Genomic DNA, 23207 nt, shown 5'->3' on the forward strand with positions numbered 1-23207 from the left:
TGATATGAAGAAAAAAGTGAGAATCTTAAGTCTGTTTCTTACAGCGCTTATGGTAATAAGTCTTAGCGCATGTGGAAGCGCAGATAACCGTGTAGAAGATGGTGCAAAACAGGATAATTCAGTTGCAAACGAGCAAAGCAGGAACAGAACGATAATGCCAGACCTGCATATGCAGGGGAGGTACCTTATCTGTCACAGTATTTCACCATATTTATTGGTGCGCCTGTCTGGTGGGGCGACTGGCCGATGATCATGTACACTTTCTTTGAAAATAACGCGGACGGTCTTGCAGGCAAAACACTAGTCCCGTTCTCAACGCATGAAGGATCGGGGCTGTCAGGCTTTGATAAGAAGCTCTCATCAGCATGTCCGGATGCAACGGTTTCAGACGGACTTGCCATAAGAGGAAACGACTGTCAGAATGATCAGGAGAGTGTAAGGAAAAAAGTCAGCGAATGGATAGCAGGACTGGGATATTAGAGGAGTGAGCTGTTTGAAAAAGAAGATCAGGATCATAATTGATATCTCTATGACGGTCATGATGCCCCTGCTTATGGCATATTCTCTGATAGACCCAAAATCAGGGCGCACGATGTCCAGTGGACATCGGCTTTGCGCCGACCGAAGTGGAACGGAGAGGAGGGACATAGATGGCTGGACGGATCCAGGGTATTTCGTGAAGACTAAGGATTCTGTATAATTAAAGGCAGTGAAATTAAGAATCGAGATTTGAAGAGGTGAAGCCATGGCATGGAAATGTCCGAAATGCGGCAGAGAGTTCAGCAGACAAAACCAGGACCATTACTGTGTGAAACCGCAGAATATTGATGAATACATTGCTGCCCAGGATGAGAAATATAAGCCCAGATTAATGGAGATCCGGGAGATCCTTCGTGATGCACTGCCGGACGCGGAGGAACGGATCTCCTGGTCGATGCCCACTTATTGGAAAGGTCGTAATATCATTCATTTCGCAGCATCAAAGAAACATCTGGGCATTTATCCCGGTGATGAGGCTACAGCTGTATTTACGGAGGAACTCTCCGATTATGACGTAAGCAAGGGCACGATACGGATCCCCTATGATCAGCCTTTACCGGAAGCACTGATCATAAGGATCGCAAAATGGTGCTTTGAGAACTATTCCAAATAAGGTGTAAAGATGGTATGAAGAACGCAATAGAGTTCCGTTGTATTCGGGAAAACGAACTCGGCCTTCTCAAAGACTTTTTATATGAAGCCATATTCATTCCGGAAGGTGTGGAGCCGCCTTCGAGAGATATTGTAGAGAAACCGGAGCTGCGCGTATACACTGATGGTTTCGGTACAAAGTCTGGAGACAACTGCCTCGTCGCGATCCACGACGGAAAAATAGTTGGGGCTGTCTGGACGAGGATCATGAATGAAAATGATGAGGAATTCATCATGGTATGTGAGCTTTAGATTCCAGTTTGTAGAGATAATGTGTTAGCGCGTTCTATCTGAATATAAAAATATAAGTGCAGAACAGGCTCAAATAAGTGTATTTGGGCCTGCTTTTTTATGGAAATGATAGGATATATTCAGATAGACCGGTAAGAGAAATGTACTTCGACTTTGTAGAGAGGATGAGAAATATAGCTATGAAAAATGAAAGTAAGGAGCTCTGTCACAGAGGATGAGTAGAACCAGTGTGAATCTCACAGTATACTTCGATGATCCTTTCTGGGTTGGGGTTTTTGAACGCTTTTATGAGGGAAAACTATCTGTTTGTAAAGTTACATTTGGTGCTGAACCAAAGGATTATGATATATGGGAGTTTGTGCTACGACACTACTATGATCTTGAGTTCAGCCCTGCAGTAGATGCAACAATTAAAGAGATAAAAGATAATCCAAAGCGCAGGCAGAGAGATGCTGCGAAGCAAATGAGATGCACAGGAATTGGTACTAAATCACAGCAAGCGTTGCAACTACAGCGGGAGGAAATGAAGATTGCGCGAAAAATCAAAAGCAGGCAGCAAATAGAAGAGGAAAAACAAAGGCAATTTGAATTAAAGCAGCTAAAAAAGATAGAGAAGCATAAAGGGCATTGACATTTATTTGTGATAATCACTATTCTGGCGTATCATAAGGCTTGTAGGGATTTTGAACGTGTAGATATTTAAGAGGTGGAAATTATGCTAAAAGATAATCTCATTATGCTTAGAAGAATTCATGGCTATTCGCAGGAGGAGATTGCAGAAAAAATCGGGATTTCCAGGCAGGCCTATGCCAAGTGGGAAAAGGGACTTACTATTCCTGATGTGGAGAAATGTGCTCTCCTTGCGGAGGTCTATGAGACAACAGTTGATAATCTTTTAAAAACCAGTAGCGAAGACGGAATCGGAATGATTCCTCCGCCGCCCAAGGGTAAGAATATATGGGGAACTGTGACTATTAGTGACAGAGGTCAGATAGTTATTCCAAAAGGCGTAAGGGATATGTTTGGACTTAGCGGCGGACAGAGACTTATCGTTCTCACCGATGAGGTGGGAATGGCGATTGTTCCCGCAGAGCAGTTCGAAGAAAACATGAAGAAGACTCTGGAGATGTTTGATGCCAGTGCAGAGAACTGATAGCAAAAAACCACCTCACCCTCATTTTTGATATCATTTGACATTATCAAATGAAATTTTTATAACAGTATTGTGCACCTTAATATAATGATTATGTGGGTTTTCAGAATGTTTTCATAAAAGCTTTATAGAAAATATATTTAATCTAAAGGAGGCATGCTATGGTCATCTGCGGTGCAGGTGCTCCTTTTTCACTAAAGTAAGATTAAGAAAAAGGAGCTAAATACAATGAAAAACAGAATAAATAAATTACGTGATTTTTATATACTTTGGAGCACACAGAGTCTGTCACAGCTTGGAAGCGCTATAACAAGTTTTGCGCTGACCTTATGGCTCTATGAAAAAACAGGGTCTGCTTTGAGTACGGCAACGCTTACCATCTGTACCTATGCGCCTTACGTTATCATGAGCATTTTTGCAGGGGCGCTCACAGATAAGTTCGATAAAAAGAAGACGATGCTTGTATGCGATTTGATGGCAGCCATGACTACGGTACTGGTATTCGTGCTCTATAAGACAGATCTTCTGACTATGTGGCATCTGTATGCCATAAACATGGTGTCAGGACTTATGAATACAGTTCAGCAGCCTGCCTCGGAAGTGGCATATACACTGATTATACCTAAGGACGAGTATCAGAAAACCAGTGGACTACAGCAGTTATCCAGATCTCTTATCTCTATCGGGAATCCGTTGATTGCTGCAGCTCTTTATGGACTCGCAGGCCTTGACCTGGTTATAGCTGTTGACCTTTTGACATTTGCGATTGCGTTTGCAGCACTTTTATTCTTCATTAAACTGCCTGAGATTTCAGGAAACGGTAAGAATGATGGCAACGTACTTGCACTCGCAAAAGAGGGATTATCCTTCCTGAAGCATAATCCGCTTATACTCTGTGTAATCCTTTTTATGTCGGGAGTGAATCTTACAGCATCAGCCTTTGATGCGGTACTGCCTGCACTTGTGATTCCACGGGCCGGGAATAATGCCCTTGGAATTGTGACGGCATGCTCCGGAATAGCAATGGTTATAGGAAGCTTTTTGCCTACAGTACTTCCAAAACCTAAGGACAGAGTAAGAGTTATCTATCTTACAATGCTCTTTTCTCTTGGAATAGAAAACTTCGTTTTGGCGTTTACAAGAAATCCGATTATTTGGTGTGTCGCTCAATTTATCGGCTGGGTGTTCGTTCCTCTTATGGCGGCAAATCAGAATGTCATCATGCGTAACAACATTCCTGTGGAACTTCAGGGAAGAGTGTATGCGTGCAGAAATACGCTTCAGTTTTTTACTATTCCCATTGGATTATTCCTTGGAGGATTCTTCGTGGACAGTATCTGCGAACCGTTTATGGCATTTAACGGCAGCAACCCTTTCCTGACAACTCTTTTCGGAGCAGGAAAAGGCTCGGGAGCAGCACTTATGATGTTTATACTTGGAGTATTTGGAGCATCACTTTGCCTGATTTCAGGTCAGTTCATGAAAAGATATAAGTATATCGAATAAAGATGCTTATTCGAAAAATGATAAAAGGCAACTAATATGTTGTAACCGATACCATAATTTCATATAATTCAATCGTAACGATTTTTTATTATTTTGGAGGAACAAAATGGATTTAATACCGAGTTTTTCAGTTGATCACACAAAAATAGTCCCCGGTATTTTCATCAGCAGACAGGATGAGATCGGTGGAAATGTTATTACAACATATGATATAAGGGTTACAAGACCCAATAAGGAGCCTTTTGTAGATGTAGCTGCAATGCACACACTTGAGCATCTTATTGCAACATATCTTCGAAACGACCCTGATTGGAAAAATGAAGTAATCTACTGGGGACCGATGGGTTGCCTCACAGGATTTTATCTCATTTTAAAGGGTGGTCGTGCGCCTAAGGAGATACACGACCTTCTTCTCAGAGCGTTTAAATCTTGTGCGGATTTTGACAGTGTTCCGGGAACCAATGAGGAAAACTGCGGCAATTACCTTATGCACAATCTCTGGCTTGCCAAGCTGCATGCTGAAAAGTTTGCTGACTATCTTGAGAAGAATGCGGATAATCAGGCAATCTTTGAGTATCCTCAGTCAGATAGAGCTGTTACTGACGATGGACGTCAGTTCTTTGATTCATGATCCTTTTTTAATTTCATTCAGTCTCGTTATAAAGTCGCCGGAGGTCTTATGACGTTCTTCCTTGTCCTTGTACAGGGCAGAATCCGCATTGGACAGAGCCTGCTCGAAGGGTGTGGCAGGGGAAGTACATATATAAGTACCTGTGCTGAATATTGGGGTGTAGCTTAGAGTTTTATCATCTTCAAGGGCATTTGAGAGTAGATTCCTGAATTCGGAAGCAAGCTCTGCATCTTTCCCAGCGATGACAAATTCATCTCCACCCCATCTTGCAGCAACGGCATTTCTTGGCAGGAGGATTTTGCGCATGGCTTTGGATATGGCAACCAGAGCCTTGTCTCCTTCGTCGTGTCCAAGAATATCGTTAATACTCTTAAAATAATCCAGATCAACCATGATAATGGTTAGCGGATCATCCGCACTGCAGGTGGCGAGTTCTTCATGTATGAAATCAGCCATACGCCTGCGATTATACAGCTTGGTAAGAGCATCTGTATAAATCTGCGAATCCTGTAATTCTACAAAAAGTTTCAAAACGACCGGAATAACACATAATTCTATGGCAGGGAGATTCAGTAAGAATGCTATCAGAATGCCATTGATGGTAAAAAACAGTATGAAAATAATCTGGCTGTTATATTTCTTTTTCTCATGCCTGGTTTTGGCAAGCCTTCTGTTGTGAATGGAGATGCCGGTAGCAGCAATCAGATAGACATAATCCATCAACAATATAAAAGAAAGCATGGGTTTGAAGACAGGGCCGTTTCCTGAAAGCTCATAGACAAATATGTGCAGGGGAGTATAAAGCAGTATAAGAACCAGAAATAAAGGAATGTGTATCAGAACAGACCAAAAGTTCAGAGAGCATTTTTTTGTGAAATTTGATGGCCTGTTCAGATTGGCGCGTACATGAAGGAACCAGAAAAAGCATGCAAACGACATGGAGGTAAAACCCGTAGACATAATAAAAAGCACAACAGGCCTTGGCAATGCAGAGTAAAAGCTATCCCCGAAAAGAAGCCTTAAATCTTCCAAAATATAGACCATAAAAGACACAAGCATGCCCTTAAACGCATGTATCTCTCTTTTGTTACCAAGGTTTTCATTGGTCTTGGAATATATAATGTTTAATGACAAAAAGCTTATGAACAGTATTAAAAAAATAAAAGGTTTAATCTGAACCTCTATCGGTACCATCGTCATAGCATAATCCTCCGCGTCGAAAGGCTGCATAAGTACAATAACAAAATTGCACACTACTTTTAATTATACAACGTAAAAAAATGGCAGTTGATTAAAACTGCCATTTTTAACATTTTTTTAATACTTATTCAGTTAATGCTGCTTTCTCGCCAAGGAGTCCGTTTTCGCCGGTGAACTCTTTTTCACGTGTTTTTGTGATTACAGTGAGTGATATAAAAGCGATAAGACATAATATAGCAACAATCAATGCTGCGATAGCGCCGACTAAAAACGCCCCGGTATCCTTCATCATTATTTTCTGAGTTGCAGGATTCACCTTGACTTTGGAAAGATTGATATCAGGCTCAATTTCTTCTGATAATTCTTTGGAAACATGCCATTTCCCATCATAGAACCAATGAACCATATAAGTATATTCAGTGCAGAGCCCCTTATCGGTAGTTCTGTATCTGGAGCTTACATCTGTGATATAAGCCTGAACTGTTTCATATTTTTGATATCTGCTTGAAATAAAAAACAGAACACCTGTAAGTGCAACGAAAATTACAGCTGCTATTAGAAATCCCAGCCGTAGTACAGAAAAATACCCCTTTTTAACTTCTTCATCCATGTCCGTAAATAAATACCCCCATTTTATTGTCCCCTCAAATAAATATGTGTTTTAAATACACAGATATAAATATACCATTAAATTGGTCATTTTTGTTCAATTAAATTCTGAAGATTCTTTTAAGATTTTTATGAAAATGTTTATAACCGGCAGTGTGCAAGTTGTGTGATAATTATTTTGGTAATGTGTAATCAGTAAAACACATTTCCGTTCATTAAATAGATCCAGGAGGAAAAAAGTAATGATGAAGAAAACAGCGATAGCTTTAATATGTTCAATGGTTTTGGTTGCAGGCTGCGGAAGCGCAGAGAACCCTTTTACACAAGATAATAACGTGGAAGAGAATACTGAAAACATTGAAACAATAGATGAGGAAGAGGTGGCAGAAGCAGCTACAGCGCAGGCTTCTGTAGAGACTATGGATGAGAATACGGAAGATCCCGAAGCTGATATGGCAAAGGCATCAGTACTTCCGGCATACGAGTATCCGGGACCTGAACTTTTTTATTCAGTCCTTTATCAGTACATCATCGATGAGTGCGGTCAGCATTTTGAAAAAGCGGATGTCGGAATTCCTTGCCTGAACATTGTGGCTGAGGATGAGAGCGACAAGAATGATATAAAGGTATGGGGTGATTTTTGGTATTACAACTATGAACTGAATGGAGATACGTTGGAGATGGTATCCGGCGGATCCTTCCCCGGATGTATTCACATCAAGAGCACAGATGAAGGCTATGAGGTTACCGAGTTTGAGATGGTCGGAGATGGAGCCGATTATACACCTACAGCAAAGAAGATATTCGGTAAGCACTATGATGAGTTCACAAAAATGAATGAAGATACAGAGGCTAAAGAGAAGACAAGAGCACAGATCATTGCCAATTATGTAGCAGCCAATAACCTTGAGATTACCCAGTATAAGGATTACGGCTGGGAGCCGGTAAAGCTCCCTGAGGAGAATATTGACAGCTTTTACAGCACTCTGGATTAAATAAGCTTTTCCATATCTTTTCTCTTATATATGCCTGACAGCGGTAAAATGTCTGCTGCCAGGCGTTTTTAATGAAATTGAGAACGGAAAAAAATTTATATAAAATTCAGAACGTATAGTGGTAATAATATAAACGCTTTATGGTATATTTGATATATATCAGTATGAAAAGGAGCGTGCTCTATATGAATATAAATATAGATACTATGAATACAGTGTTGAATTGTGTCAGAGATGGAGTCTCTTTCATATTAGTCAGCATCGGATATATGAAAATATTCGAGAAGTGCGGAGTGCAAAAGCGCTGGGCGTTTATCCCTGTGCTCAGAGAATATCATTTAAGCCTGTGCGCAGATAAAGAGAAAGAGGGCAGAACATATACTATTCTGTCATGCCTGATATATGTGATTGGAATAGCTATTGCTTTACTAAATGGACATGACATGCTCCTGGCACTACTCGCAATACCCTTCGTCGGGATTGCGGTAGCTCAGGTTATTTTTGAGATAAAGATATATCTGGGACTTATTGATGTCTTTGGCAGAAGAAAAAGATGGATATGGCTATTCATATTTTTGGAATGGTTTACTGTTCTTTATTGGGGCTTTTCGAAAAAACTTGTACCGACTCGAAAAGTACAGGATCTTAAGGATATTGAAGGAGCAAAGGAGTTTGGCGAAGATATTACAGTAGCTGCTGAGGGACTTACGGTTAATATCAGGAACAGATCGGTAATCGATTTCTTCAAGAGAAAAGTCCTTTTAAAAGATATCCATATGACTATTCCCAAGGGACATATGGTACTTCTTCTTGGCGGTTCCGGAGCAGGAAAAACAACTTACCTGAATGCAGTTACCGGTTATGAGCAGGCCGATGCTGAAATAAAGCTTGATTCTGAGGATGTTTATAAAGACTATACAAGTATGAAGTATGATATCGGCTTTGTTCCGCAGCAGGATTTGATGAGGGGGAATGATACGGTTCTTATGACTCTTAGTGATGCAGCAACGCTGAGATTACCTTCAAATATATCGTTTCAGGACAGGATGAAGAGAGTGGAAGAGGTTCTTGAACAGTTTGGCCTTGCCTCGGTTAAGAACAATCTTGTCGAGAAGCTCTCCGGCGGACAGCGCAAGAGACTTTCCATTGCAATGGAGTTTATATCCGATCCCACGCTGTTTATTCTTGATGAGCCGGATTCGGGACTTGACGGTGTTGTGGCGAGGAATCTTTTTGAGAAACTTAGGCAGATTGCCGACGAGGGGAAAATTGTGGTAGTAATTACTCATACTCCCGACAGAGTAATAGATCTTTTTGATGATGTAATAGTTCTTGCCAAGGATCAGACGAGGACAGGCCGCCTTGCCTGGTACGGACCTGTAAATGAAGCTTATGAATTTTTCGGTAAGGATTCCATGGAGGATATCCTTCTTACCATAAACCAGAAGGATGAAGGCGGAGAAGGAAAAGCAGATGAGTTTGTTGAAAAGTATGCTGACAGAGTAAAGGAAAATGTGGGGTGATGGTATGAGAAAAGTGAGATTAAGACACACCGGACGTTTTATACAGACCTTTATTTATCTTGGAAAGCTTTTCAGAATGTTTCTTTTCCAGAATGACTGGAAGGTGCTACCGATGTCAGCGGTTATAGCAGGACTTGTTTCCTTTGCGGTGGGAAAGAATATCTTTGTTACCATGGAAGGTACTCTTATGGGCACGTTCGCCCTCGCATGTATATGTGTATGGAACGGTTTTTTCAACTCAATCCAGATGATATGCAGAGAGCGGGCAATTGTAAAAAGAGAACATAGATCGGGAATGCACATCAGTTCCTATGTGGCGGCGCACATGATCTATCAGGCACTGTTATGTCTTGCGCAGGTTGTGATAACCATAAACGTATGCATCTTTATGAAAGTTAAGATGCCTTCAGAGAGCCTCTTCACAGCGTGGCCTCTTGTTGATATAGGAATAACACTTTTTCTTATAACCTATGCTGCCGATATGCTGGCACTTCTTATATCATCCTTTGCAAGAACTACGACAACTGCCATGACGATAATGCCATTTATGTTGATTGTACAGCTCTTGTTTTCAGGCAGCTTTTTTAATCTTCCGGAGCAGGCTATGCCCTTTACCAATATCACTGTTACAAAGTGGGGGCTTACAGCCCTATGTGCGCAGGGAAATTACAACTCCCTCCCGATGGTTTCTGTATGGAATAACGCTCTGAAAATGAAGGACTACGAGGTAGAGGGAGAAAAGCCTCTTTTGGAAGCCTTCAAGATGATTGAGGAAAACAATCAGCGCGATGCAATTCTTAAGGAATCAGGTTCGTTGAATCAGAATCCTGACTTTAATTTTGACAGAGGGGTAGTCGTTAAGTGCTGGATATGGCTGATAATCTGGACAATAATATATGCAGCTCTTGCGGTGATTATCCTGGAATTTATTGATATGGACAAGCGGTGACATGAAAACAGACATCCAAAAAATCAGCGAGGGCGAGGAAAGTATCGTTATAAGATACAAAGAGCTTACTCCTGATCTCAACAAAATAATAGGGATTCTTGAAGGTACCGGCAGCAGACTGTGTGGCAAAACCGAGACCGGAACGGAATGTATTAACATCGAAGAGCTCTTATACCTTGAATCTGTCGATGACAAATTATTTGCCTATTCCGGGGACAAGGTCCTGAAAATCGATGGTTCATTAAACTCATTTATGACAGATATGGACGATGGGAGTTTTTTCAGATGCAGCAAGTCTATGGTCCTGAATGTCAACAGAGTTACGGCGCTAAAGAGTCTGTCCTCAAATCGCATCGATGCAACTATGGAGGGCGGTGAGCACATTATTATTTCAAGGCGTTATGCATCGGATTTCAGAAGACTATTGAAGGGAGAACGGTAGTATGAAGGACGAAAAAAAAATCACCCTCTGGGAACTGTATCTTACAAAGGAAATCGGAATAGAGTTCAAGGCCTGCCTGTATTTTTTTGCGATTCTCTTTTACTATTGCTGCTACAGGATGCTGAACGGCATCTTTGATGCAAGTATTCAGCATATGACCGTGCTCATCTTTACCTGCTACATCATAGGTTACATTCAGGTGTACGTGCTCTGGAACTTCGATGAGGCCGATAGTATGGGGGTAAAAGAAGTGGCCGGAATGATCATATGTACGGCGCTCTACTCAGTGGTTTCCTGGTTTGGAAACTGGTTTGACAGGAACATCATTGTCACCTTAATCTTTGCAGTATACATCCTTTTCACTTACTTCTGTGTCTTCCTGATCTACAGATCAAAGCGCCGGATTGATGATAAAAAGCTCAACGAAGATCTTAAATTATTCCAGACCAGACATAAAAAAAGTGAATGATAGCGGCGAAATTGTGCACCTTACGGGAACAGATATTGTTCCCGTTTTTTATTTCTGATATTTGTTAATTATAGAGAGGAAAAACAGTAAAAAAGGAAGGGGTGCGTTATGAGTAAGAAAGTAATAGAGATAAATAATCTTACAAAGAGCTACGGAAAAAGCAGGGGCGTTATAGATGTTTCACTCAGCGTGGAAGAAGGGGATATTTTCGGGTTCATCGGACCAAACGGAGCGGGGAAATCTACCACGATACGTTCCATGCTCGGGTTTCTTAAATTTCAGTCCGGAAGCATAAATATACTTGGAATGGACAGCGTCCGTGATCATGAAAAGATCCTCCGGGAAGTAGGTTACATGCCATCTGAAGCATGGTTCTACGATTCAATGAGGGTGTCCGATGTTATAAAATATGCCGCTGATGTTAGAGGCGGTGATTACTCGGAAGAAGCAGAAAAAATCTGCGAGAGATTAAAGCTCGATACAACAAAGAGAATTAAACAGCTTTCACTTGGAAATCGGAAAAAGGTCAGCATCACCTGTGCCATGCAGCATAAGCCCAAGCTCTTCGTATTCGATGAGCCAACGAGCGGACTTGACCCTCTTATCCAGAAGCATTTTTTCTCACTTATAAATGAGTACGTTGATAAGGGAGCCACCTGTCTTCTTTCCACCCATGTGCTGTCAGAGGTAGATAAGTACTGCAGGCATGCAGCAATAATGCGGGAGGGGAGACTAACCATGCTTGAGTCGCCGCATATTGATGATGAGACATTTTTGAGTTTTTACGAGGACGAGGAGGAAGAATCATGAGAACGGTTTTAAAAAGAGAATTGATTCAGAATTTTAAGAATCTGCTTATATGGAGCCTTTCGGTTGGAATACTCGGGCTTTTCTGCATACTGCTTTACGATTCAATGCAGGGAGATATGAAGGAAATGGCTGATGCCTTTTCCAACATGGGGGCATTTTCGGACGCCTTTGGAATGAGTACCTTAAGTATTGCAACCCTGAAGGGATATTTTTCAACAGAGATCGGTGCGGTTCACGGACTTGGAAGCGGAATGTTTGCAGCGATTACAGCAATAAGCATCATATCAAAGGAAGAGGATGGACATAGCGGCGAGTTCCTGTTTTCACTTCCTCTTTCAAGGTCAAGGATAATAGCTGCGAAGGGGCTTTGCGTTGCCATTATGATCATTATTTTCACAGCTGTATGCACCGGTTTTTATGTCATTGGTTTTAATATACTCGGCGAGGAGATGCCTATGGACCAGTTCTTTACCTTTATGGGGACGCAGCTTCTCATGAATGCTGAGATTGCGGGAATCTGCTTTGGATTATCATCACTTGCAGGGAAGAACAGGATAGGCCTTGGGCTTGGAATCGCGCTTCTTTGCTACAGCTATGATGTGATGGGAAGAGTTGTGCCGGATCTTAAGGATTACCTCTTTGTGGGACCGTATTCTTATTGTAATGCCGCAGAGATTTTTACTGAGACGGAAACGCCGGCTAAGGCGCTGGTAACTGCTGCTGTAGTTCTTGTACTTTGTGTGGTATTTGCTTTTTGGAATTATAACAGAAGAGACCTTGCAAGCTGATCTGAAAGGATTGTGTTATAAAATAGTTTCCTTTAATCCTTTAATGTGTTAAAATGATAAAGCGTTTTATCATTATGAAAAAAGGAAAAGGGGATTGGAAAATGACACTCTCACAAATTGGAATTATCATTTCGATTCTGGTCTATCTGTCCGGAATGCTGCTCGTAGGTTTTGTAAGTTCAAAGGATACCAATGACGTCAAGGATTTTTATCTTGGCGGAAGAAAGCTCGGACCCTTCGTAACAGCTATGAGTGCTGAGGCATCTGACATGAGTTCTTACCTGCTCATGGGTGTTCCCGGAGTTGCATATTTCTCAGGTATTGCTGATGCCGGATGGACAGCGTTCGGTCTTATTGTAGGTACTTATCTCAACTGGCTTCTTACGGCAAAGAGACTAAGAAATTACACAGAGGCGCTGGATGCGATCACGATTCCGGATTATTTTAAGAAGCGTTACAAGGATGACAGTAATGTAATCCTGTGTATCGGAGCCGCTTTTATTCTGATCTTCTTTGTACCATATACCGCTTCCGGCTTTTCAGCCTGCGGCAAACTGTTTTCATCACTTTTTGGTGTAAACTATCAGCTGGCAATGATCGTTGCAGCTGTTATCATCGTCGGATATACGACAACCGGTGGTTTCCTGGCTGCATCCAAGACTGACTTTATCCAGTCAATCGTAATGACGGCTGCGCTGGTTTTCGTAGTTGGATACGGAGTTGTGGCAGCGGGCGGAATGTCAGCTGTTGCATCCAATCTTGAGAATATGAAGGGCTTCCTTGATGTAAATGCCACTTATAATAATGCGACGGGTTCAGCCGATTCTTACGGTGTTTTCAGTAAGATTACAACCTTCTGTTGGGGACTCGGATACTTCGGAATGCCGCATATCCTTCTCAGATTCATGGCAGTCCGTAAATCCTCGGAGCTTAAGCTCTCAAGAAGAATTGCATCCGTATGGGTTGTATTTTCACTCGGTATTGCAGTAGTTCTTGGTATTGTAGGTCGTGCAATGACTCAGTCAGGAGTTCTGGAATCTCTTATTGAGGATCCTACAAGTGCTTCCAAGGCAGAGACACTTATAGTTGTACTTGCAAATCAGATTAGTGAGCATAACTTCGTATTTGCTCTTATCGCAGGTATGATAATTGCAGGTATTCTTGCTTCAACAATGTCCACCGCAGACTCACAGCTTATCGCTGCTTCATCCGCAGTGTCCGAGAATATCGTTCAGGAGACTCTCGGAATAAGCCTTTCAGAGACAGCTGCAATGCTGACTGCAAGAGCTACACTTATCGCTGTTGCTGTTTTCGGTGTTATAATCGCTTGGAATCCCAACAGCTCTGTATTCGGAATCGTATCCTTTGCATGGGCCGGATTTGGTGCTGTATTCGGACCTGCAATGATCATGTCACTCTACTGGAAGCGTTCTAACAAGTATGGAACAATTGCAGGCATGGTAGCCGGCGGTGCAATGGTATTTATCTGGAAATATCTTGTAAGACCAATCGGAGGTGTATGGAATCTCTACGAGCTTGCACCCGCATTTTTAGTTGCTATCATTGCAATCGTTGTTGTAAGTCTTCTTACAACAGAGCCTGATAAGGATATGATCAATCAGTTTGAGCATGTATCTAAGATGTCATAAATATACGAGTATGTTTTGACTTGATTAATCAATAAATGTAAAATTTGAGTAGCTGTGATAAATGGCTACTCATTTTTACTTAATTAACATATTTTTGATGTAAGAAATTAATGAGGTAAAAATCATGGGAATAAGAATAATAACTGATTCAGCCAGCGACATTTCACAGGAAACCGCAAAAGAGTGGGGAATAACAGTCATTCCTCTCAAGGTCAGATTCGGCGAGGAGGAATTCCTTGACGGCGTCACCATGCCCTACAATAAGTTTTATGAGAGACTTGTTGAATCGGATGAACTTCCTAAGACCAGTCAGATCCCGCCTTTTGAGTATGGTGAGGAATTCAGGAAGGCAGTGGAAGAGGGCGATAATGTTATCTGTTTTACTCTTTCGCATGCTGTATCAGGCTGTTATCAGAGTGCATGTATAGCTGCCGATGAATTTGAAGGCAAGGTACATGTTGTTGATACTATGCAGTTTTGCATATCCCAATATATAATTGTTGAGCGCGCAGTCAGACTTCGCGATGCCGGAATGGGCTTTGAAGAACTGGTCAGCACCATCGAGGAAGAAAAAAAGAAGGCGAGGGTCATTTCTGTTTTCGATACTCTCGAGTACCTCAAGATGGGTGGACGTATATCCTCAGCTGCCGCTTTTGCGGGCGGAGTTCTTTCCATCAAGCCGGTTATCACCATTGATAACGGCGTGGTAAATGTTGTCGGTAAGGCAAGAGGCTCCAGAAACGGCAACAATCTTCTTATTCAGTATATCAATCAGCACGGCGGAATCGATTTTGACAAGCCGGTCTGTCTTGCATATACAGGGCTTTCTGATGCTCTTTTATTAAAATACAAAGAGGACAGTAAGCACATATATCAAGGGGATGTCGACGACATTCCGATCGCACACGTTGGTGCCACCATCGGAACCTATGCAGGTCCCGGCGCCATCGCCTGCGCATATTTCCATAAATGAATATGCCCCCAAATATAAGCCTTCCCCTTGGGGGGAAGGTGGCGCGAAGCGCCGGATGAGGGGATAAATAGGAGAATCAATGAACTTAAGATCACTACCCATCGGTCAGTCGGCCGTCATAAAAACTGTAGGAGGAAGCGGTGCCCTTCGTCAGCACTTTCTGGACATGGGAATCATTCCCGGTGCTGAAGTCACCGTAATAAAATTCGCTCCCCTGGGGGATCCGATGGAGCTGCAGCTTCACGGATATGAGCTGACTCTCAGACTCTCGGAAGCAGAGAAAATCGAGATAGAGAAGATACCGGAGCGTACGAACAAGCACGACAGAATCACTAAAATCGAGAATTCGGAACATCCGGGTCTTGGTGAAGACGGAATATATCATACAGAGGGCGAGGGACATAAACTACCGGAAGGAACACTTTTGACCTTCGCACTTGTGGGTAATCAGAACTGTGGCAAGACCACACTTTTTAATCAGCTGACGGGTTCCAATCAGCATGTCGGTAATTTCCCCGGCGTCACCGTTGACCGAAAGGACGGCCCCATAAAGGAGCATCCAGATACACTTGTGACTGATCTTCCGGGAATATATTCGATGTCGCCTTACAGCAGTGAGGAGATAGTTTCCAGAAACTTCGTTTTACAGGAACATCCCAAGGCAATTATCAATATCGTCGATGCCATGAACATCGAGAGAAACCTGTATCTTACAATGCAGCTTCTCGAGATGGGAATCCCTATGGTTGTGGCACTTAACATGATGGATGAGGTTAAGGGCAACAACGGTTCCGTCGACATCAACGGGATGGAGAAACTTCTGGGAGTGCCGGTGGTACCTATTTCCGCAGCCAAAAACGAAGGCGTTGACGAGCTTATACGACATGCTCTTCACATAGCAACTTATCAGGAAAAACCCGTTGAGCAGGACTTCTGCCAAAAGAGTGACCACGGCGGAGCAATTCACAGAGCGATCCACACCGTGCAAAGCATCATCGAGGACCACGCGGAGAGAGCCGGACTTCCCTTAAGATTTGCAACTACAAAGGCAATTGAGGGAGATATGCTTGTTTTCAAAAAGCTGGATCTTGATGAAAATGAGCTTGAGATGATAGAGCATACTATTGTTCAGATGGAGAAGGAAAGCGGCATGGACAGAAGCGCTGCTATTGCCGACATGCGCTACGATTTCATTGAGCGTGTCTGTGAACAGACGGTAGTTAAGCCGGGAGAGAGCAAGGAGCGTATCCGCTCGGAGAAAATCGATGCGATTCTCACCGGAAAATGGACTGCCATTCCCTGCTTTATCCTGATTATGGCACTGGTATTTTATCTTACGTTTATCGCGGTAGGACCTTTTTTACAGGATATCATTGCATCGGGAATAGATTTGCTGAAAGAACAGGTTGAAGCATTGATGCTGTCCACCGGAGTTAACGAGGTTATACAGGGGCTTGTGATCAACGGTATTTTTGAAGGTGTTGGAAGTGTACTTAGCTTTCTTCCGATAGTTGTCACTTTGTTCTTTTTCCTGTCCCTTATGGAGGACAGTGGTTACATAGCAAGAGTTGCATTCTTTATGGATAAAATTCTGAGAAGAATAGGTTTGTCCGGAAGAAGTATTGTACCGATGCTCATAGGCTTTGGCTGCACTGTTCCTGCGGTAATGTCGACCAGGACGCTTCCGTCAAGGCGAGACAGAAGGATGACGATTCTGCTTACGCCCTTTATGAGCTGTACAGCTAAGATGCCTATTTATGCCTTCTTTGTAAGCGCATTTTTTCCGAGACAGGGCGGCATCATAACTATCGGATTATATCTTCTTGGAATCCTTGTGGGAATTCTGATTGCGCTGATTTACAAGAATACTTTGTTTAAAGGCGAAGCGGTTCCGTTTGTTATGGAGCTTCCAAACTACAGAATGCCCGGTGTAAAGAGTGTGTTGCAGCTTTTATGGGAAAAGGCAAAAGACTTTTTGACAAGAGCATTTACCATAATTTTCCTTGCAACTATTGCAGTGTGGTTTTTACAGAGTTTTGACCTTCACTTTAATCTTGTGAGCGATTCCGGCGCGAGTATTCTGGCGACGGTAGCAGGGCTTCTTGCTCCGATATTTAAGCCTCTGGGACTTGGCGACTGGAGAGTTGTGACTTCTCTTATCACAGGCTTTATTGCTAAGGAGAGCGTGGTATCCACTATGGGAGTGCTCTTTGAAGGAGGCGTTGAAACCGCGCTTACAACTACCGCTGCAGCTACGCTTTTGGTGTTCTCTCTTCTCTATACACCCTGCGTTGCAGCCATCGCTTCAATTAAGCGTGAGCTCGGAGCAAAATATGCTTTGTGCGTTGTGCTATGGCAGTGCGCAGTGGCTTGGATTGTTGCAATGGTGGTGCGAGTAATTTGTATTGCAATCAGAGTATGATTTTAGAAAAAAATGGGAGGTTGTTATGGAAATTACTGAAAAACTTGATGAACTTTTGGAACTTGCCGCAAAAAACGAAGACCTGAAAAATAAGCTCCTTGCAACAAGAAATTCTGCAAACCCGCTTTCTGACTTCTGTTCTATTGCTTCGGAAAACGGTATTGCTCTTTCTGTCATGGACATCGTTAATCAGGGCGAGGAATTCTACGCCGAGATAAAGCGCAGTACAAACGGCGGCGGAGAGAACTCACCCGATCTTGATTTTCAGAATGATGAGTACTCTATCTTTATGATGAGACTTGAGAAGAGAGAAGGCTGAGAACGGCACTTTAAAAGTGCAACTCATGTAGCAAATATGGCAACTGACGTAAGGACCCGTTGAATTATCAGGACTTCCTTGGTATGTCGAATTATACTACTCAGGGGTGCATGATGCTGCAAGCGCGAGTGAAGCAGGGCTTAGTTGGTCGAATCTTGGCGGATCTGCAGGTAATAACGCCTATGGAGCCTATTATCCGGGCAATGGAAAAATAATGTAGGAAACACTCAGTATGTCGGTGGGCAGGCACAGACGAATATGCCTAAATACAGTATTAGAATATATATCAAATGATCTATAAAGTTTCTTTTTGAATCCATTTCATGGCTTTTGATATCGGATGGTAAAGAATAAGCATTATTGTGAAGTTACCCACGCAGTGCACGAAATCCCAGGGAATACCGGCTACCCACCAGGTAAAGGCAGATCTAAAGCCAGCAGACAAACCGCCTGTTGACAATCCGATAAAAAAATACGGGATGGAGCACAGAGCACCAAAACATAGTCCGAATATACCCGATATGATACCCCAGAGAAATGCGGAGGTATTTTTTCTGAAAATATGCGCTATGGCTACAAGAAGCGGCCAGGCGTAGAGATACATGATCCACCATAGATGGACTCCGTATAAGGAGCCTTCCAACAAAATAAAGACCGGAACTACAGCAACAATTTTCCATCCAAAGAAAAGCGTGAACATGATGAGCCAAAAACTCGTAAGTTCAATGTTTGGCATTCCGCTCAGGGCGAACTTGGAAACCTCTATTATGGCTACCATAATTCCTATCTGAGCTATATCTAAAATGGAAAAATGTTTTGTGTTTCCGGTCATTTTTGTGAGATCCTTAGTTAGTTTTTTATTTTATTACTGAGCCTTCTCATAAGCCCATGTATAGGTGTCGCCGCTTTCTACGGGTTGGGAATCAGCGCCATACTGTCCGTATTCTCCGTTTACATAAAGTGACCAATAAGCTGCATCTTCAGCATAGATTGCTTTTTCACCGTTGATATATTCAACCATTATGCCATATTCACTATCTGAGCCTGAATATGAAAAGCCTGAACCGTTTGAGGACAGTTCATCCATTGCCTGGATTAGATATTCTGCATCGGTTGAAAGCTTATAGTCAGTGGTTTTTCCGTCGCTTCCGGTTACTTCAACAACGATATCTTTAGAACCGGTATGTGTTGTCGGCTTGTTCAGAGTATAGACAACGCCGAATACAGCTATCAGCACTACCAGAATTATCGCTCCTATAATAAGTGGTTTCTTATTTGTTTTGTTCATAATAAATCCTCCCGAAAAATTATTTTTTGCATAGAACCTAGTATAAAGCTAATTCAAAATAATTGTAAAGATATCTGTCCGAAGGTAAGGTTGTATATTCACATTGACTTTGCCCTTGGGGCAGGCTTTATGATGTGATATGTTAAATGAAAAGACTCAGGGGGATTTGGAGGAGAATGATGTTACCGACAAGATCAGAAGCGGAAAGATTACTTAAGGAAGCGGAGAGTTGTAATCCCGGACCGTGGGGTGACCATAGCCGCGTGGCTGCTCACTGCGCAGAGAAAATTGCACAGGCGTGTGAAGGCATGGACCCGGAGAAAGCATATATATTGGGGCTTCTCCATGATATAGGAAGAAAGTTTGGAGTAAGGCATTTGGGGCATGTTTCGGATGGATATTCATATATGATGTCACTTGGATATGATGAGGTGGCCAGAGTCTGTCTTACGCACTCCTTCAATAATATGAGATTGGATGAGTATATTGGCAGAGTAGATACCTCGGATGAGGAGTATGAACTTGTTAAGACAGAGCTTGGAAAAATAGAAGCAGATGAATACGACAGGCTGATTCAGCTCTGTGATGCGCTTGCAGGGAGCGAGGGCGTGATGAACATCGAAGATCGCATGAATGATGTCAAACGCCGTTATGGAAGCTTTCCGCAGACAAAGTGGGATTCGAATATCAGGCTGAAAGCATATTTTGAAGAAAAAGCCGGTAAAGACATATATGATTTAGTTGGGGAAGACAGATTATGAAGGTACTGATAATAGGAGCCAGTGGCTTTCTTGGCGGGACGATTTATAATAAATTGAAAAAGAGCGGCGTAGATGTTCTTGGTACATACAGTAAACACAAAAAGCAGGACGAGCTTGTAAAGCTGGATGTTATGGATACTGAAAGTTTAACCCGGATTATGGAAGGCTATGCTCCTGATGTGATCATCTGGACAGTCATGAACCATAGCGCAGAGGAGGAAATTGCTGACAAGGTAATGCCGACTCTTTGTGATGTGGTAGGAGATGCAAGGCTCATCTTTGTTTCAACTTCAGTAGCCTATGAAAAAAATATGTCTGAGGATGTGACACCTTTCCTGCGGACAGAAGAGTCGTATAATTATCACTATTTTAACGGCAAGATAAAGTCCGAGAATATCATAAGGAAAATGGCAAATTATTGTATCGTACGCCCCGGCAGTATATATGGAATTAACCCGTATGGTGAGATGGACATAAGGAGCCTCAAATTAAAAGAGTACGTGGATTCGGGAAAGCAGTATGTCAGGGCTAATAACATAATATTCAGCATAGTGGAAGTGAATGAACTTGCTGAAGCAATAATTGAACTTGCGGGCAGTGATTATGTTGGAATCATGAATGTTTCCGAAGATGATCCGATTTCTCACTATGACTTTAATAAATCTTTGTGCAAACGTTATGGCTGGGATGACAGCTGCGTTGTAGCAAATGAAGAGACCGAGAATATATATTTTTTTGATAACAGCTTAAGGAAGCGCTTGCTTAAAACAAAAATCACAAGCTGTTTCGGGAGGTAGTACATGATCAATTATGTAGGTGACATTACAGCGCAAGAGTATATGGAACTACGCAGGAAAGTCGGATGGTGCGAATTTCCTTTGGAAGAAGCACAGGCCGGACTTGATAATGCATATATGATCAGATGTGTCAGGGATGGTGAAAAAGCAATCGGTGTCGTGCGGCTTTTGTGGGATGGTGGATATATAGCTTTTTTATCTGATGTTATCGTGGACCCGGAATATCAGGGGCAGGGTATCGGAAGAAAGCTTGTTGAGACCTGCATCGACAGAATCAAAGCAGATGCTAAGCCCGGCTATAAGGTAAAGATGTGTCTAATGGCAGCCAAGGGGAAAGAACCATTCTACAAGAAGTTTGGTTTTGATGAACGCCCCAATGAGAAGCTTGGAGCCGGAATGGATCAATGGCTCAACTTTGAAGAATAAGATGGTCTTTTTATGGATTGATGGAAAATGTTATACTAAACATGACATACAGATGGCATGTTTAGTATGATATGATGATAACGGAGTGAACGAAGATGAAGATAGACAGATTGATTGGAATACTTTCTGTATTGCTTCAGGAAGAGAAAACTACAGCACCTGAGCTGGCAGAGCGTTTTGAGGTGTCGAAAAGAACCATCAATAGGGATATTGATGTTCTGTGTAAAGCTGGGATCCCGATACAAACCACCCAGGGAATTGGCGGAGGAATCAGCATCATGGAAGGGTATCGGATGGACAGGACTCTTCTGACATCTAAGGATATGCAGATGATCCTTGCAGGGCTGAGGAGTCTTGATAGCGTGAGCGGCAGCAGGTATTACGGTCAGCTTATGGAGAAGATTCAGGCGGGATCCTCTGAGTTTGTAAGCGGCAGAGATTCTATTTTGATTGATCTCTCGTCCTGGTATCGTGAATCGCTGGCTCCGAAAATAGAAGTTATTCAGAACGCAATTGAAAGCAGGCATATCCTGAAGTTTACATACTACAATCAAAGTGGTGAGAGCACTCGGGAAGTTGAACCGTATTACATAGTTTTCAAATGGTCCAGTTGGTATGTATGGGCCTGGTGCAAGGAAAGAAAGGACTTCCGTCTGTTCAAGCTTAATCGCATGGATAAGGTTATGGTGTCGGATTCAAAGTTTGTCTGCAGAAATGCGCCTACACCGGACCTGTCCACGGAAAAAGTATTTCCGGGTGGAATAAAAGTAAAGGCTTTGTTTGAGGCAGATGTCAAATGGAGGCTGATCGAAGAATTTGGACCGGAGTGTTATACAGAGGTCGAAGATGGAAGATTGCTGTTTTCGGCGGACTATACGGACATGGATAATCTGGTCACCTGGATACTGACCTTTGGTGATAAGGCGGAGCTTCTTGAACCTAAGGAAGCGAGAGTGAGAATCGCAAATATAATCGAAGCTATGAGAAAAAACTACGGGAGGAGCTTATAAGATGAAGTACCCATTGTTAGAAGAAGTTCAAAATAGTCCCAAATAGCTGTTAAAAAGGCTACCAAATGTTTATAAATGTTCTCTCATTTACTAGTGGAGGTAAGAAGCATGGAATATATCAGAGTTACAAAGGATAATCTTGAAGAAGAGCACATCTGCTGTGCAATTTCCAATAACAAAGATGTTCAGGTCTCATCTAAGAAAGCATGGCTTGCTGAAAGATTTGATGAGGGGCTTGTTTTCTTAAAAAGTGCGGAGCGCGGCAAGTGCTTTATAGAGTATATTCCTGCTGAGAACGCGTGGGTTCCGATTGAGGCCGATGGGTATATGTACATAGATTGCCTGTGGGTATCGGGCTCCTTCAAAGGACATGGATATTCTAGTGAGCTTCTTGATGCATGTATTGAGGATAGTAAAGAAAAAGGCAGGAAAGGCCTTTGCATTTTGTCATCGGCAAAGAAAAAGCCCTTCCTTGCGGATCCCAAATTTCTTAAGTACAAAGGTTTTGAGGTATGTGATGAAGCGGATAATGGGATTCAGCTCATGTATATGCCCTTTGATAAAAAGGCAGAAAAACCCATGTTTAAAGAATGCGCCAAGCATCCGCATATAGATGAAAACGGATATGTTTTGTATTACACAAACCAGTGCCCTTTTAATGCAAAATACGTTCCAATCCTGGAAGAAACAGCAAAGAAAAATGACATCCCGTTCAAGGCCATTAAGATTCAGAGTAGAGATGAAGCCCGGAATGCTCCGACTCCGATTACGAATTATGCATTATTCCATGATGGTGAGTATATTACTAATGAGCAGATGAACGATAAGAAGTTTCTGAAGTTGATTGGAGAGTAAAGTGTAACAATAAAATGTCAGAAAAATAGCTGTTCGACAGTATTATTTACTGTAAAATAGCTATTTTTTCTGTTATAAAGTAAACTTTGGCGCAACGTAGGCGAAAACCCACAGGCTTGCCTGTGGGATGAAGCCTTTTTCTGTTTTGACAAACACATAGAATAAATATATAATCTATGTATTAAACAT

29 protein-coding genes are annotated in these 23207 nt (G+C 42.3%); 25 read left to right on the forward strand and 4 right to left on the reverse strand.

Annotated features, from left to right (window positions below; translation table 11 throughout):
- Positions 1 to 4 precede the first annotated feature (4 nt).
- The 9 genes from G596_RS23975 (at position 5) to G596_RS0114575 (ending at position 4733) form a co-directional block, all read left to right on the forward strand.
- Complete coding sequence (locus G596_RS23975) at positions 5 to 250, forward strand: hypothetical protein (RefSeq protein ID WP_139176441.1); 246 nt, start codon at positions 5 to 7, stop codon at positions 248 to 250.
- Positions 190 to 480 carry a flavodoxin gene (locus G596_RS22355; protein ID WP_081646760.1) on the forward strand — a complete coding sequence of 97 codons (291 nt, stop codon included), beginning with the start codon at positions 190 to 192 and terminating at the stop codon, positions 478 to 480. Before G596_RS23975 ends, G596_RS22355 begins: the two co-directional genes overlap by 61 nt.
- Before the next feature lie 13 nt (positions 481 to 493).
- Positions 494 to 700, forward strand: a complete 207-nt coding sequence (locus G596_RS0114540; RefSeq protein WP_022762557.1) for a hypothetical protein — start codon at positions 494 to 496, stop codon at positions 698 to 700.
- Positions 701 to 745: 45 nt separating this feature from the next.
- On the forward strand, positions 746 to 1153 hold the full coding sequence (locus G596_RS0114545) for an iron chaperone (protein WP_022762558.1): 408 nt from the start codon (positions 746 to 748) through the stop codon (positions 1151 to 1153).
- Positions 1154 to 1167: 14 nt separating this feature from the next.
- The gene (locus tag G596_RS22360; RefSeq protein WP_022762559.1) at positions 1168 to 1443 is read left to right on the forward strand and encodes a hypothetical protein; all 276 of its coding nucleotides are present in this window, start codon (positions 1168 to 1170) and stop codon (positions 1441 to 1443) included.
- Between the two features lie 214 nt (positions 1444 to 1657).
- Positions 1658 to 2074, forward strand: coding sequence for a YjdF family protein (locus tag G596_RS0114560; RefSeq protein ID WP_022762561.1), 417 nt, complete (start codon positions 1658 to 1660; stop codon positions 2072 to 2074).
- A gap of 84 nt (positions 2075 to 2158) precedes the next feature.
- Positions 2159 to 2596 carry a helix-turn-helix domain-containing protein gene (locus G596_RS0114565; protein ID WP_022762562.1) on the forward strand — a complete coding sequence of 146 codons (438 nt, stop codon included), beginning with the start codon at positions 2159 to 2161 and terminating at the stop codon, positions 2594 to 2596.
- Between the two features lie 228 nt (positions 2597 to 2824).
- Positions 2825 to 4102 (forward strand): MFS transporter, encoded by a 1278-nt coding sequence (locus G596_RS0114570; protein ID WP_022762563.1) that lies wholly within the window; start codon positions 2825 to 2827, stop codon positions 4100 to 4102.
- A 106-nt stretch (positions 4103 to 4208) separates the two neighbouring features.
- Positions 4209 to 4733 (forward strand): S-ribosylhomocysteine lyase, encoded by a 525-nt coding sequence (locus G596_RS0114575; protein ID WP_022762564.1) that lies wholly within the window; start codon positions 4209 to 4211, stop codon positions 4731 to 4733.
- Here the strand turns inward: G596_RS0114575 and G596_RS0114580 are convergent.
- Together G596_RS0114580 and G596_RS0114585 are read right to left on the reverse strand one after the other, a co-directional pair.
- The gene (locus G596_RS0114580; protein WP_022762565.1) at positions 4728 to 5933 is read right to left on the reverse strand and encodes a GGDEF domain-containing protein; all 1206 of its coding nucleotides are present in this window, start codon (positions 5931 to 5933) and stop codon (positions 4728 to 4730) included. The genes G596_RS0114575 and G596_RS0114580 overlap by 6 nt on opposite strands.
- Positions 5934 to 6057: 124 nt before the next feature.
- Positions 6058 to 6543 carry a hypothetical protein gene (locus G596_RS0114585; protein ID WP_022762566.1) on the reverse strand — a complete coding sequence of 162 codons (486 nt, stop codon included), beginning with the start codon at positions 6541 to 6543 and terminating at the stop codon, positions 6058 to 6060.
- Positions 6544 to 6784: 241 nt separating this feature from the next.
- Here G596_RS0114585 and G596_RS0114590 point away from each other — a divergent pair, with 241 nt between their 5' ends.
- The 11 genes from G596_RS0114590 to G596_RS0114640 all read left to right on the forward strand — a co-directional run bounded on the left by G596_RS0114590 (position 6785) and on the right by G596_RS0114640 (position 17881).
- Positions 6785 to 7537: a hypothetical protein gene (locus G596_RS0114590; protein WP_022762567.1), complete on the forward strand. Its 753-nt coding sequence runs from the start codon at positions 6785 to 6787 to the stop codon at positions 7535 to 7537.
- Between the two features lie 185 nt (positions 7538 to 7722).
- Positions 7723 to 9060 carry an ABC transporter ATP-binding protein gene (locus G596_RS0114595; protein WP_022762568.1) on the forward strand — a complete coding sequence of 446 codons (1338 nt, stop codon included), beginning with the start codon at positions 7723 to 7725 and terminating at the stop codon, positions 9058 to 9060.
- Positions 9061 to 9064: 4 nt separating this feature from the next.
- On the forward strand, positions 9065 to 10009 hold the full coding sequence (locus tag G596_RS0114600; RefSeq protein ID WP_026671366.1) for an ABC transporter permease: 945 nt from the start codon (positions 9065 to 9067) through the stop codon (positions 10007 to 10009).
- Position 10010: 1 nt separating this feature from the next.
- Positions 10011 to 10451 carry a LytTR family DNA-binding domain-containing protein gene (locus G596_RS0114605; RefSeq protein ID WP_022762570.1) on the forward strand — a complete coding sequence of 147 codons (441 nt, stop codon included), beginning with the start codon at positions 10011 to 10013 and terminating at the stop codon, positions 10449 to 10451.
- A gap of 1 nt (position 10452) precedes the next feature.
- On the forward strand, positions 10453 to 10920 hold the full coding sequence (locus G596_RS0114610; RefSeq protein ID WP_022762571.1) for a DUF3021 family protein: 468 nt from the start codon (positions 10453 to 10455) through the stop codon (positions 10918 to 10920).
- A gap of 108 nt (positions 10921 to 11028) precedes the next feature.
- Positions 11029 to 11730 (forward strand): ABC transporter ATP-binding protein, encoded by a 702-nt coding sequence (locus G596_RS0114615; RefSeq protein WP_022762572.1) that lies wholly within the window; start codon positions 11029 to 11031, stop codon positions 11728 to 11730.
- A complete protein-coding gene (locus tag G596_RS0114620) occupies positions 11727 to 12518 on the forward strand; it encodes an ABC transporter permease subunit (protein ID WP_022762573.1) in 792 nt (263 codons plus the stop codon). Before G596_RS0114615 ends, G596_RS0114620 begins: the two co-directional genes overlap by 4 nt.
- 101 nt (positions 12519 to 12619) lie before the next feature.
- On the forward strand, positions 12620 to 14167 hold the full coding sequence (locus G596_RS0114625) for a sodium/proline symporter (RefSeq protein ID WP_022762574.1): 1548 nt from the start codon (positions 12620 to 12622) through the stop codon (positions 14165 to 14167).
- Between the two features lie 124 nt (positions 14168 to 14291).
- The gene (locus tag G596_RS0114630) at positions 14292 to 15140 is read left to right on the forward strand and encodes a DegV family protein (protein ID WP_022762575.1); all 849 of its coding nucleotides are present in this window, start codon (positions 14292 to 14294) and stop codon (positions 15138 to 15140) included.
- A gap of 79 nt (positions 15141 to 15219) precedes the next feature.
- Complete coding sequence (feoB, locus tag G596_RS0114635; protein WP_022762576.1) at positions 15220 to 17562, forward strand: ferrous iron transport protein B; 2343 nt, start codon at positions 15220 to 15222, stop codon at positions 17560 to 17562.
- A gap of 25 nt (positions 17563 to 17587) precedes the next feature.
- Complete coding sequence (locus G596_RS0114640; protein WP_022762577.1) at positions 17588 to 17881, forward strand: hypothetical protein; 294 nt, start codon at positions 17588 to 17590, stop codon at positions 17879 to 17881.
- Positions 17882 to 18176: 295 nt separating this feature from the next.
- On the opposite strand, the gene G596_RS0114650 is transcribed toward G596_RS0114640, so the two are convergent.
- Both G596_RS0114650 and G596_RS0114655 read right to left on the reverse strand, forming a co-directional pair.
- Positions 18177 to 18713: a hypothetical protein gene (locus G596_RS0114650; protein WP_022762579.1), complete on the reverse strand. Its 537-nt coding sequence runs from the start codon at positions 18711 to 18713 to the stop codon at positions 18177 to 18179.
- A 33-nt stretch (positions 18714 to 18746) separates the two neighbouring features.
- Entirely contained in the window at positions 18747 to 19169 is a 423-nt protein-coding gene (locus G596_RS0114655; protein WP_022762580.1) for a DUF4430 domain-containing protein, read from the reverse strand.
- Between the two features lie 179 nt (positions 19170 to 19348).
- On the opposite strand from G596_RS0114655, the gene G596_RS0114660 reads away from it, so the two are divergent.
- The 5 genes from G596_RS0114660 to G596_RS0114680 all read left to right on the forward strand — a co-directional run bounded on the left by G596_RS0114660 (position 19349) and on the right by G596_RS0114680 (position 23018).
- Positions 19349 to 19930, forward strand: coding sequence for an HD domain-containing protein (locus G596_RS0114660; RefSeq protein WP_022762581.1), 582 nt, complete (start codon positions 19349 to 19351; stop codon positions 19928 to 19930).
- Positions 19927 to 20727: an NAD-dependent epimerase/dehydratase family protein gene (locus G596_RS0114665; protein ID WP_022762582.1), complete on the forward strand. Its 801-nt coding sequence runs from the start codon at positions 19927 to 19929 to the stop codon at positions 20725 to 20727. Before G596_RS0114660 ends, G596_RS0114665 begins: the two co-directional genes overlap by 4 nt.
- Before the next feature lie 3 nt (positions 20728 to 20730).
- Positions 20731 to 21153, forward strand: coding sequence for a GNAT family N-acetyltransferase (locus G596_RS0114670; protein WP_022762583.1), 423 nt, complete (start codon positions 20731 to 20733; stop codon positions 21151 to 21153).
- A 95-nt stretch (positions 21154 to 21248) separates the two neighbouring features.
- A complete protein-coding gene (locus G596_RS0114675; RefSeq protein ID WP_022762584.1) occupies positions 21249 to 22163 on the forward strand; it encodes a helix-turn-helix transcriptional regulator in 915 nt (304 codons plus the stop codon).
- A 108-nt stretch (positions 22164 to 22271) separates the two neighbouring features.
- Positions 22272 to 23018 carry a GNAT family N-acetyltransferase gene (locus G596_RS0114680; RefSeq protein WP_022762585.1) on the forward strand — a complete coding sequence of 249 codons (747 nt, stop codon included), beginning with the start codon at positions 22272 to 22274 and terminating at the stop codon, positions 23016 to 23018.
- Positions 23019 to 23207: the final 189 nt, after the last annotated feature.

The organism is Butyrivibrio sp. AD3002 (assembly GCF_000420905.1).
Taxonomy (GTDB): domain Bacteria; phylum Bacillota; class Clostridia; order Lachnospirales; family Lachnospiraceae; genus Butyrivibrio.